Genomic DNA, 11764 nt, shown 5'->3' on the forward strand with positions numbered 1-11764 from the left:
TTTAAAATACATTAAATCCCATTTGTTTCGGTAAGTGCTATTAACGTTAATGAGTTGAAAGTGGTTTTTAACAATGCAGTAGACACAACTAAGGCCGTATTTGCAGTAAAAAGAGGGACTGTAACAGAGGATGTAACAGTAACTTGGAATGATGCGAAAACTGAAGCATCGCTAAAGCGTTCAGTAGGCAACTTTCCCGCAGCTGACTATACTGTAACAGTAACTGGTGTAGAAACTGCCGAAGGTAAAAACATCGGTACAGCTACTGTAGCTGAGGAAAAGATCGAATCAATTGAAATAGCTACCGAGCAATTGCAAAAGAGTGGAACAGCTCCAATAACCATTAACTTCATTAACCAGTATGGTAAGAACGCAACCGTTGCGGCAAATGATACTAACCTTACAATTACAGCCTATAACAACACTAAAGGTACTGCTATTTCTCAAGTAGCCGGTAAATATGAATTAGATGCCAGTGTCGCAGATGCAAAAGACGAAGTAAGAATAAATGTTCTTTACAAAACCGTTAGCACAACTAAAAATATAACAGTAGTTGCAGCAGCTACAGTCGGCGAGGTAACTTTAACAGAAGCTGTACTGCCAACTGGCAAAACCATGTTCACCCCAAAAGGAACAACTGATGTTGAAGTAAAATATACTGCGAAGAATACTTTAGGGGAAGACCAAAAATTAGTTGCAGGAAATGTTGGAACAACCAACAGTAATTTAGTAAAAATAATTTCTTCCGATGCAGCAGTTTTGAATCCTGCCGATGTAACTGTCGATGGTAACAATAAGATGAAAATTGCCAAGTTTGGTAAAGCAGGCACAGTTACTTTAACAGCTCTATCTACAGCAACTGGCAAAACATCATCTATTGAGATCGTAGTTAATGAAAATGCTGGCGAACCCTACGCTGTAACCCTAGAAAAAACAACTGTGGAATTTGCAGCTGGATCAACAACACCATTTTATGTTGCAATGACCGTTGCAGACAAATACGACACACAAATTGCAGTCAAAGACCTAAAAATAGCGGACTATGAAATGTCTGTAGATAACTCTTCCGTTGCAGCTGCGGTGTTTGAAGGGTCAGTAGGAAATGACTATGGTAAAGTTAAGGTCACGCCTGCTCCAGGAACAACCAAAGGCCAAAGTGCCGTAGTTACAGTACTGGTTAAGGCTACTGGACAAAAAGCTACATTTACTGTAACCGCTAATGATGCCGCCCTACCTACATCAATTGATACTAAGAAAGATACAACAGTTTCAACTAGTCTATTAGCAGGCGCAACACAAACATTATCATATGACGTTAAGGATCAATACGGTACTGTACTTGGAGCAGTTGGAACGTACACAGTTGAATATACCACAAGTGATAACACTGTGCTTTCCATAACCTCCGATGAATCAGGTAAAGACGCAATAAATGCAGCCTCTGTAGATGTTAAAGCCTTGAAGGCTGGCACAGTCACTTTTAAAGCTCAACTTAAGAAAGACGGCGTTGCTATAGCTGAGAAAGCTTATACAATCACAGTGGGTGCAAACGATTCTACAAAAGTGACCTACGAAATACCTGCAATTGCACCTGTTTATAATACAGGAGTAGATGGAGTTAAAACGATAAACAATGCTTCAGGGGCTAGTGCTAAAAAGGCTGCTGTAGAATCAGGTTATGCAGAAGAAGTAGCATTACAAGCTAAGGACGCTAGTGGCAATGTTTCATTAGTACCCGTTTCGGCGGTAGCTAATGTGAGCTTAACACAGGCTGTTAAAGCCGATGGCAGTGCAGCTGCAGGTGCGCTAGAGTGGTTTGAATACAATGGCAAATTTTACGTAGTAACTAAAACTGACTTTGATGTAAGCGATTTTGCAGCAAGTAGTGGTGGCTCTGCTGATCTGAAAGCTAAGATTACATTTACAGTGAGTGCAGAGGATACTGTAAAGCTAGTATCGCAAGATATTACAATTTCTAAAGATGCCGCGGTTGCTCAATCAGTTGAGTTCAAGAGTGCAGCTCCTGGAACCCAGACTGCTACGGCCGTGACTGAATTAACAATTAATAATCTTGCTGGATATACAAAGGTTAGTCTAGATGGCGGAGCAACCGACGGAGTGGCCTATATTTGGGCCAAAGACCAATTCGGTGGATATGTTTTAAGTGATGACTCAGCTGGAACCACTGCTTCATTATTCGCAGTGAGTGGTGCGGATGCTGCTAAATTAAATCTTGATACCGTAACATTCGATGAGTCTAACGGAAAAATCGCTATAGCAGATACAAGCGGCGACAAAGCATCTACATTCACTGCTAACAATGCTAAGTTCCGTATCATTGCAGCATCTGGCGATAAGACCGCGTTTATTACTGTTACGATGGTTGATGGTATTCTCCCTGTTGCAGGAACACCCACTGCAGCCGCTTACGATCCGACAACGGGTATATTGAAGCTAACTACAACAGGCGCATCTGTTGTAGGGGATTTAGTTGATGTTACAAAGGTTAAGTTCACAACAACTACAGGAACACCTTTTACTGGTGCAAATAATTTTGCATTGACTACCTCAACAGGTACAGTTACAAGTGCAACAGAAATTACTATTACTTTAAGTACAGATGACAAGACTGAGCTTGAGAAAGAAACTACACTTGCCAATATTGGGGTAACTACATCTAACGGTTTACTCAAAGATGTAGCTGGCAACGTTAGTGTTGATGGTGCTGCAACATTAGCTAATACTGCGACCACTGTTACTGGCGAATAAAAAAGTACGAAACGTTACTCAATGAATTCTGCTCGAGGGAAGGTTTCTCATTCGGTCAACCTCCCCCTCAGGGTCTGACCCCCCTCATAATTCGACAAAATCAGAGAAACCTGGTTGCTCATCAGAGTGGCCAGGTTTCTTCACGTTAAGGTGCCTTATGAAACAATGCACTTACAAGTCAATATAAAGCAAAAACTTGATTGAATATCCAGAAGATGCTCGTGGGAAGGTTGACCCTTGGATGGGAAACCTTCCCGCGAGCACAGTCTTAATTAGTCATTATTGACTACTAATGTATCGTTTCCAGATTCATCTTTTATGGTTACTGTTACAGTGTCAGACACGCCCCAGAAAGCGTCACTAATCTTGATAGTTTGAGTGTATTCAGCGTCGTCATCATTACCTTTGTCGTTTGTTAAAGATACAGCACCAGTTGCAGCTGTGAATGTTACGTCTGTACCATAGCCATCATCATCAGTAATTGTCACTTCATAGCGAGGTGTAGTACCATCCCATAATATTGCACTGAAATCAGTTACTTCGTCAATACCAGCAATCTTAGCGCTTACATTAGGTGTAGTTTTTACGCTTACTGCAAATTCAAAGTCCTCGTGAGCCTTTACTGCAGCCTTCAAATCATCGATTACTGCTTGGTATTGTGCTTTAACTAAGCTGGCATCATCCAATGCATCGATTGCTGCAGCCGCTGTATTGTAAGCAGTTTCAAAAGCACTCACTTCACCAGCATCAAAGCCATCAGATAGGATATCAGCAGCAGCGTCTTGCGTATCAACTAACTTTTCATATGCAGCTACTTCAGCAGCTATACCAGCAAAAAGTGCAGAGTTATTGAACGCCAATGTTTTCTCACCAGGATTGTTCAGCAGGTTGCTGTCCATACTTTCTAGATGTCTTGATATGTTCAGGATGTGTGGTGCATTTATACCATTCAAGGTATTTTGCGGCAGTCTGATTGTTACGGAGTCATACACGTTGTCCAGATCATCGTACCCTTTAATGTCAGTAAGAATTTGAGAGCCATTGGGCAGATTTACTCCGTTCAATGTGTAGTTCGCAGTCTTTAGCACATTCTTGAAGTCACCAGTGGTAGCTATAGCCTTGGAGAACTTGATGTATACGTAATCATAATTTGAGTCGCCGTCAGCAGCGTCTGTATCTTCAACTACCAAGTCATCATCCACGTCTGCAAATGCCCAAAGAACTTCAAAGTCGGTGTCTACAGGAACTGAACCTGCTACTGTAAATTCTTTTGTTGCGGACGGTGCGGTGTTACCTACGTCATCGGAGATAGAACGAATTACCAGCGTCCAGTCACCTGCTTCTAAGGCAACAGCCGGTGTTACGGTCAGTTCTTTGTCATAATCGTCAGCAAATGAAGCTGCAACTGTTCCAGGAATAGTCTTGCTTAGATCACTCTTAATAAATTCTGCGGTCGGTACAGGTAATGCCGATTGATTTTGAGCTAATGTTATACCTTCGCTGTTAGCAGTTGCGTTAAGCTTGACAGGCTCACTCATAGTTACTGTGCTTATGCCTGCCCCTTTTTCCACGATCTTGGCAATCGTCGGGCTGGTTGTGTCAGGTGTAAGCATTGCTCCACCCAGGGTCAGGTTTTGCTCAGCATTCTTCTTGCCGTTTGCAACGTTGGTTACGGCATTGGCAGGAACGTGTAGTCTATAGCTGTCGTTGTAGTAATTCTTTTTTGTGGTTGCTGTGTCGTATACTTTTGTCCAGTCATAGTCAGTTTCGAGTATGAACTCATTGTCAGCAACCGAAGCTATAAGGATATCTAAAGTAGTGTTGTTCGGTGTTGCGGTTGTTACCATGTTACCCACATCTTCCCACGCAGAAGTGGTTACGTTGTACTTTTGTAACTTAATTTTCCCTGCTAAAGCAGCGGTGTTTTCAGAAATATTCTTGTTGAATTTTAGTACCCACTGCTCAGGAGATTGAACTTCCACACTTGCCTCCGGGGCATCAATGTCTGCCGGTATAATAAAGTCTAGTGTTTGAGTATTCATGATATTGGCATTGTCCACTTTAAATGCCCAGTCACCAATATTGGCAGCCTGTACAGAGTGTGTGCCGGGCTGGAAGTAGATTTGATTTCCAGCGGTATCGTCTCCCAGTTCAATGGTTACAATATGTCTCAGGTCTTCACCCGTTGCGGGATTAAATGCTCCCACAGTTGCTGTTCCATTCCAAGTAGTACTGTTGAGCAGTTTACCATTAATGGACCAGTTAGCTTTTGCTGTTGCTGAAGTATTTTCTATAGGCTCGGAGAAAATCACTTTGATTTTCTTAAGACCCTCACGAGTAACGTTTAGCATAGAAGGTTTTCTTGTATCAGTGAGTTTGAAGGTAGTTTCTCTTGCTACGTTTACACTGCCGCTTTTGTCAATAAACTCAATATATACGTCAGCGTTATCCACTAAGTAGGCTCCAGCTTCAACGTCTAGCATAATTTGAAGAGCTTTGCTGTTACCTTGTACAGGTAGTAATCCGACAACATCAACACCGGTACCGCCACCTTTAGTTGTCGATTTGGTTTTAACAGTTATTTCCGCTTTTCCGGAGTCAACAGCAAAGGTGCCGCTTGTTACATAATCAGCAACATTTACTTCTTTGTTAAAGTAGGCAATGATTCTATCCGCCTGATTTGCTTCAGCATCGGTCATGGAAGCACCGATGGTTTCATCTTCGATAGCTTCAGGGTTTGGCGTTAATAATAGGTTGAGTTCTGCCTTAAGGTTGATCAAATCTACATCAGCGGCCTCAACGATTTGGGCTTGGAGGTTTGCGTATTGGTCTTTAGTTAAGAATTCAGAAGTGTACTGTACTGTTGCAACCCCGTTCTGCACAGCTACGCGCTGTTCAGCAAAGTTACCGAAGGTAGCGGTGAAAGCAACCTCAACATCTTCGGCGTCGGTTACAATCTTGCCTTCAGCGTCCTTTAGGCTAAAGGTTACCAATGCACTGGAAGCACCGTCGGCCTTTAAAAATTCAACGTCAGCCTCCATGGCGGGTCTAAACAAGTCAACAATAGCTGGCATGGTGAAATTAAAATTTACGTCTTTTTGAACCTCGGCACCAATTTGAAGGCCGCTAGCGATCAATGTGTAATTGGTTTCCGGTTCAGCTCCGTTAACTGTAAGGATGACGTTATCCTTCGCTTCATTCAGAGTGGCAGCAACAACGGTCATACCGGCAATCTGAAAATTGGATGCACTCGCATCGTCAACTGCCTGGCTTAACATTACTATCAACTTAGTACTGGTAATAGCACAAACCACCCCTTTTTTATAAATTTCTCAGAGCAACCAGGATTTGCTTCGGTTGGTTAGCCTGTCCTTTTTAATTTTTTAAAGGTGTCAGGCACCATGTGATTCAGAGGGGTAATAATCGAGGGTACATATTCGATCCGTACAATGATAAAGCTAAATTGTTGGATAGGATAAGGGTATACAAACAAAAAGTGGGGTTTACCTTGTATTCGGTGACGAGAGTTTTCCTTTGGCTATTATGCCAAGACAAAAAGTAGTCCAACGTAAAAGGTTAGATGAAATCTTAATTCAAACAGGACTAACTTAAGAAGAGTTTCAGTTAGTTAAAAATGGTTCCCGCAAGAGGAACCTTACCTTATTTAAGAGAGCCTATGCCAGGGAAGCTGTAACCCATGGCTATACCCGAGAAGAAATTGCGACGAACATGAATCTTTCTAAAGTAGCCATGCAAAAGCTGCTTTATGATAGTGACTGACTTTAAATTCCTCTAAGACTCTGGTAATATGGATTCAGGAACTGCCGGTATCAATAGTTAGAACGGGTGTACAAGATTATCTTTCTAAATGTAGGAATTGGGGTGCGTTTGCGATGAGGTTAATTAAAACTTTTTTCTTTGTTATGCTAAGCTTTTTCTTATTTAATGCGTCTGCCTTTGCCCAGGGACTAAACATCGTAATAAACGGTGTTTCGGCTGAATTTTCAGGGGCCAAGCCCTATCTCAATGAAGACGGTCGTGCTATGGTACCGATTCGATTCATTAGTGAAAAATTAGGAGCAAATGTAAAATGGGATAATGCAACTCAATCGGTGGTTATAGATGAACACAATGCAAAGATTGTCCTGCCTATCAATAAACAAACTGCATTAATAAATGGTATAGAAAAACAGCTCGATTCTAAGGCAGTAATTAAAGACGGCTTTACTATGGTTCCTCTACGTTTTGTAAGTGATGTGTTGGGTGCTAAAGTCCTATACAGTAACACCACCATGAGTATTCGCATTAGTACCGAAAAACAATCAGCGGTTTACACAGCAGACAGAAACAATAAATATAAGAATCCACCCCAAATGTTTATAGATAAAAACAAACATTATGAGGCAACAGTTAAGACCAATCGGGGAAGTTTTAAAATAGATTTTTTTGCTGCTGAAACTCCCTCTACTGTAAATAATTTTATCTTCTTAGCTAAGGAAGGTTTCTACAATGGAGTTCCCTTCCACCGTATCATTAAGGACTTTATGGTGCAGACCGGAGACCCCCTTGGCAACGGTACTGGTGGGCCAGGCTATAAGTTTAATGATGAACTTCCCCCACCCCACCCCTATGCATCTGGTATGATTGCAATGGCCAACAGTGGCCCAAATACCAATGGCAGCCAGTTTTTTATCTGTACTGGGGAGCAAGCCAAATTTCTAAACAACACGCCAAATTATACAGTATTTGGTCAGATTATTGAGGGCATGGAGGTTGTTCGAATTATTTCTGACACACCCGTTGTAAAGAATGACTGGGGTGAGTTGAGCCAACCAATGGAGCAAATCTATATCAATAATATTAGCATTGTTGAGAAGTAAGCAGGTCCTTTGGTGTCAGGCACCATACTTGTTAACCGTTCATGATAATTGGGCGGTTTGTTTTTATATAATTTACTTTACTAATCTTTGTAATTGCTGTAAGTGGTGGAGTTTACTATTGCCACTGAGTAAATTATTAATTATTATAAACGAAAGGTCCTTGGAAAGATGCTTTCCTTGAGCCTTTCGTTTATAGACTTCAACAAGGAAGTGTTTTGAGTGTATCAAACTAAGGTTGCACCTGTAACATTAGTTAATATTTTTGTATGCTTGATTTTGTTTCTATTCATTATGTTGTTTATGCCATGTACCCAGGCCCAGGCGGAATCACCTGATCAACAAGCAAGTAATTCTGTTAAAACAGATAGAATCATTGTTAAGTTCAAGCCTGGTGCAACCTTTAAGTCTCGAACAATTCAAGGACACGGTTTAGGAGGGGTTAGCAATACTTATTCTATTCCGGTACATGAGAGTCAGAATATTAATGATTTGATCCAACTCTATGAATCAAAAAACGAGGTAGAGTATGTTCAGCCGGATTATAGGAGAAGAGCCAATAATCTTTCCCAGGAAATCTCAAGCTTTAATTGGGGCGTTGCCAGAACAGGCGTGCGCATACTAAGCCAACGTGTTATTGGGAACAGTACAGCCATTGTTGCCGTCTTGGACAGCGGGGTTTATTCTGACCACTCTCTTTTATACGGAAAGGTTTTGACAGGGTATGATTTTGTAAATGAAGATCATGATCCTGAGGATCCAATAGGTCATGGTACGCAGGTTTCTGGGATTATCGCCATGTCCACAGGGAACCAACGAGTACGAATTTTGCCTGTCAAGGTTTTAGATGAAGATGGGTATGGCTATGATTCAGACATTGTGGAGGGTATCTACTATGCCGTGGAGAGGGGTGCTGACGTTATTAACTTAAGTTTGGGTGGGGAAGGTGAGTCACCTGTTTTAGAGGAGGCGGTACGTTATGCCATAAGTAAAGGGGTTGTGGTGGTAGCTGCAGCAGGGAACGAGGCCTCGGATGCCGCTAATTTTTCACCGGCCAACATACGGGAGTGTATTACTGTTTCTGCAGTGAATCAATCAGATAAGATAACTTATTTTTCTAATTACGGGTCAGTTGTGGATGTTGCAGCACCTGGTGAAAATATATTTTCCTCTGTGCCTCTGGAGGGTGATATGGACGGCAAGTTGGACGGCTATATTAGTTCAAATGGGACTTCCTTTGCAGCACCCTTTGTTTCTGCCATTACAGCACTTCTTCGAGTTAATGATAATGATTTAAGTACCAGTAAAATTGAAGAAATTATTTACCATTACTCCGACGATGTAGGCATAAAAGGAAAGGACTCTAGTTATGGCTACGGTATTGTGAACTTTACTAACTATAAGAATAGTTATCCAACTAAGGTAGAACAATTGGTTAACCGTGTATACCAAAAAGGCTTTGGCAGGGATGCAGATGAAGAGGGGCTAAAGTATTGGACCGAACGATTAATGGGAATTAGCCAACCGATTACGGCTGCGGGCTTTGTAGATCACATGTTTATTGGGGCACCTGAATTTGTTAACAAGCAGTTGTCGGATGATGAACTGATCAATGCCTATTATTATACTTTTTTTAATAGGTTACCGGATCCAGAAGGTCTGGAGTATTGGAAAGGAAGGCTCTATGATATTAGTAAGCGGGCAATTGTAGCTGGGATGTTGGATGCCGGTGAAGAGTTCCGAAGTGTATGTGATAATGCCGGGATTGAGCAAGGTAGAATCGAAAACGATGCTGCTGATGATATGCCAGCACATCCTATCACATCAATTAACACAGTTATGGATATAGTCGTAAGTGTGGGTAGTGCCAGTGTCGGCTTACCTGACAAGGTTATAGTAAACTTTGACAATGGACGAACCAGAGAAAAATCAGTTTTCTGGGATACCACCGGCTTAAATTTGAATCTGGCAGGTTCGTATGTTTTACAGGGAGTTGTTGAGGACACGACCCTGAAGGTTACAGTCAAGGTAATTGTAGGGCAACAAACAGATGAATTAGAGGACATTTCAATCGAATAAAATTTAGTTTTGCTTAAAGCATGTTCATATCTAACATCTGGTATTCTTGAGATTACTTAAAACAAAAGGAAGAATTCTTTGGTCAACTATAATTAGAATTCTCCCTTAGTCCAGCAAGTTTATGTATTATTTCATTGCTTTGCCAAATTTCTTCTTTTAGGCGGTTGGCCTGGCAAGCTTTATATAACAATTACTCATATCATCAACTTTATTAAGAATGTTCTCCGGGCCAAAGGATGAGATAAATAGGTTTGCTGTTAGTGGCTGGACAACAAAGTTTTCTGGGTAAAATATGCTTGAAGCAAGTTCCTTATCATAATTATATCAGAACAGCTAAGCTTACAGTTAAAAATAATTCATAAGGGAAAATCAAGTCCTACCTCAATATTTGGCATAAACTTTGGTTTTTCTAATATTCTGTTCTGGCACTGAATGGTTAGCATGGCACTTATCACCCTTTAAAAAAGAGTCCAGGGCACTTACTTTGCTAATTAATAAGCTTTATAATAAAGTGGTTAAGAAGAAAGAGGTGCCTACTTTGTTTGGGATACTACGTTTTTTTTTGGCCATATTTGTGGCCATTAGCCATATGACATTAATCCAGGGATTTAATATTGGCGTATCATCGGTGGTAATATTTTACCTTCTTTCTGGCTATGTAATGACCCATTCATTTAAGGTTAATTTTGAAGGTGAATTAAGAAATATTGGGTGCTTTTATCGGGACAGGTTGTTAAGGGTATATCCATTGTATTTTTTTTACGCTATAATGACGATTATTTTTGTTGTTTTAACTGGATACGGTAAACCAGAGTTTAACCTAATATCGCTTATTAATAATTTTACTATCGTTTTGCTGAATTATTGTATGTGGCTAGACGGTAGTACCATCTATGTACTGCAGGAGCCTAAATGGTGGTTAATACCTCCTGCCTGGTCCCTAGGGGCAGAACTGCAGTTTTATCTTCTGATACCCTTTATACTTAGATACCAGAAATCAATGTGTATACTAATCCTAGCAAGCTTGCTTGTATTTGTCATGGCTACCCTGGGTATTATCGATACCGACTATTTTGGTTACCGGGTTTTAGCCGGCACATTATTTATCTTTTTGAGTGGTAGTCTTTTGTATGGGGCTAATCAGATGATAGGTGGGAATGATGAAAAGTTCTTAAAGATTATCTGGGTTTTTGCACTCCTTTGGCTGTGTGTCCTTGCCTTTTATGAGCAAATAGAGGTGCCCTTTACATTGGAAGTGCTAGTGGGTTATATCCTTGGCGTCTTGGTGGTTGCAGTTTTGTCCAGGGTGCAGGTAAGCTCCCCAATAGAGAACCTTTTAGGAGCTTTATCTTACCCAATTTTCCTTTGCCATTTCTTGGCCTTTTGGATAATTGCTTACCTATCAGCAAAATATCAGGTAACTTTGGGACAAAGGGGACTGTTTATTGTACAACTGTTTTTAACTGTTTTGATGGGCTATATCGGCTACAGATTGATAGACATCCCTGTACAAAGGATACGAAAGTCCCTGCAAAGGAATTCGACATTTGGGGATTCACTTCAAAAAAACATAAAGGGATAAGATCTTAGATGTCGTCCACGGGTAGCTATTTCTTCTTTAATTGCATTCCAAACCTTCCTAAAAATTTTCTTACCTTTTTTGGAAGACCTTGTCAATTATTTTACCGAAACACAAGGGGACAGTTATTGAAGGGAGCAATCGGAAGTTTTGCATGAAATTAGGCCAAACTGTCAGGTATTAACTGACGGTTTGGCCTTAACTATTACCTAGTAGTAATACTAGACTGCAAAATTTTTGATTGTCCAGAAAAATGAAGTCGCTCCCCCTCCCCAAAATCGGCTTGCGATTGTCAATAAAAACTGAGCCACTTTAGTTCATTAAGAAACCTGTTGAGTATTCCGGTCTCTCAGAGCCAGTTAATCCGATGCGAAGAGCCACTATTTCCGAATGAGGGAGCCACTAGCTTCAATTGACTAATCCGCTATTGAGAGCCACCTTTTGAGAGTATTACAATTTA

5 protein-coding genes are annotated in these 11764 nt (G+C 40.9%); 4 read left to right on the forward strand and 1 reads right to left on the reverse strand.

The window, feature by feature from the left end; genetic code table 11:
* Positions 1-60: 60 nt before the first annotated feature.
* Positions 61-2769: a hypothetical protein gene (locus V6C11_RS14215; protein ID WP_333531858.1), complete on the forward strand. Its 2709-nt coding sequence runs from the start codon at positions 61-63 to the stop codon at positions 2767-2769.
* Positions 2770-3041: 272 nt separating this feature from the next.
* Here the strand turns inward: V6C11_RS14215 and V6C11_RS14220 are convergent, their stop codons facing one another.
* Entirely contained in the window at positions 3042-6047 is a 3006-nt protein-coding gene (locus tag V6C11_RS14220) for a hypothetical protein (protein ID WP_333531859.1), read from the reverse strand.
* A gap of 615 nt (positions 6048-6662) precedes the next feature.
* On the opposite strand from V6C11_RS14220, the gene V6C11_RS14225 reads away from it, so the two are divergent.
* The 3 genes from V6C11_RS14225 (at position 6663) to V6C11_RS14235 (ending at position 11307) form a co-directional block, all read left to right on the forward strand.
* Positions 6663-7649 (forward strand): peptidylprolyl isomerase, encoded by a 987-nt coding sequence (locus V6C11_RS14225; RefSeq protein ID WP_333531860.1) that lies wholly within the window; start codon positions 6663-6665, stop codon positions 7647-7649.
* 219 nt (positions 7650-7868) lie between these two features.
* Positions 7869-9725 carry a S8 family serine peptidase gene (locus V6C11_RS14230; protein WP_333531861.1) on the forward strand — a complete coding sequence of 619 codons (1857 nt, stop codon included), beginning with the start codon at positions 7869-7871 and terminating at the stop codon, positions 9723-9725.
* Positions 9726-10263: 538 nt separating this feature from the next.
* Positions 10264-11307, forward strand: a complete 1044-nt coding sequence (locus tag V6C11_RS14235) for an acyltransferase family protein (RefSeq protein ID WP_333531862.1) — start codon at positions 10264-10266, stop codon at positions 11305-11307.
* The last annotated feature ends 457 nt before the right edge of the window (positions 11308-11764 follow it).

Source organism: Desulfotomaculum sp. 1211_IL3151, assembly GCF_036763075.1.
In the GTDB taxonomy this organism is placed as follows: domain Bacteria; phylum Bacillota; class Desulfotomaculia; order Desulfotomaculales; family Desulfotomaculaceae; genus Desulfotomaculum.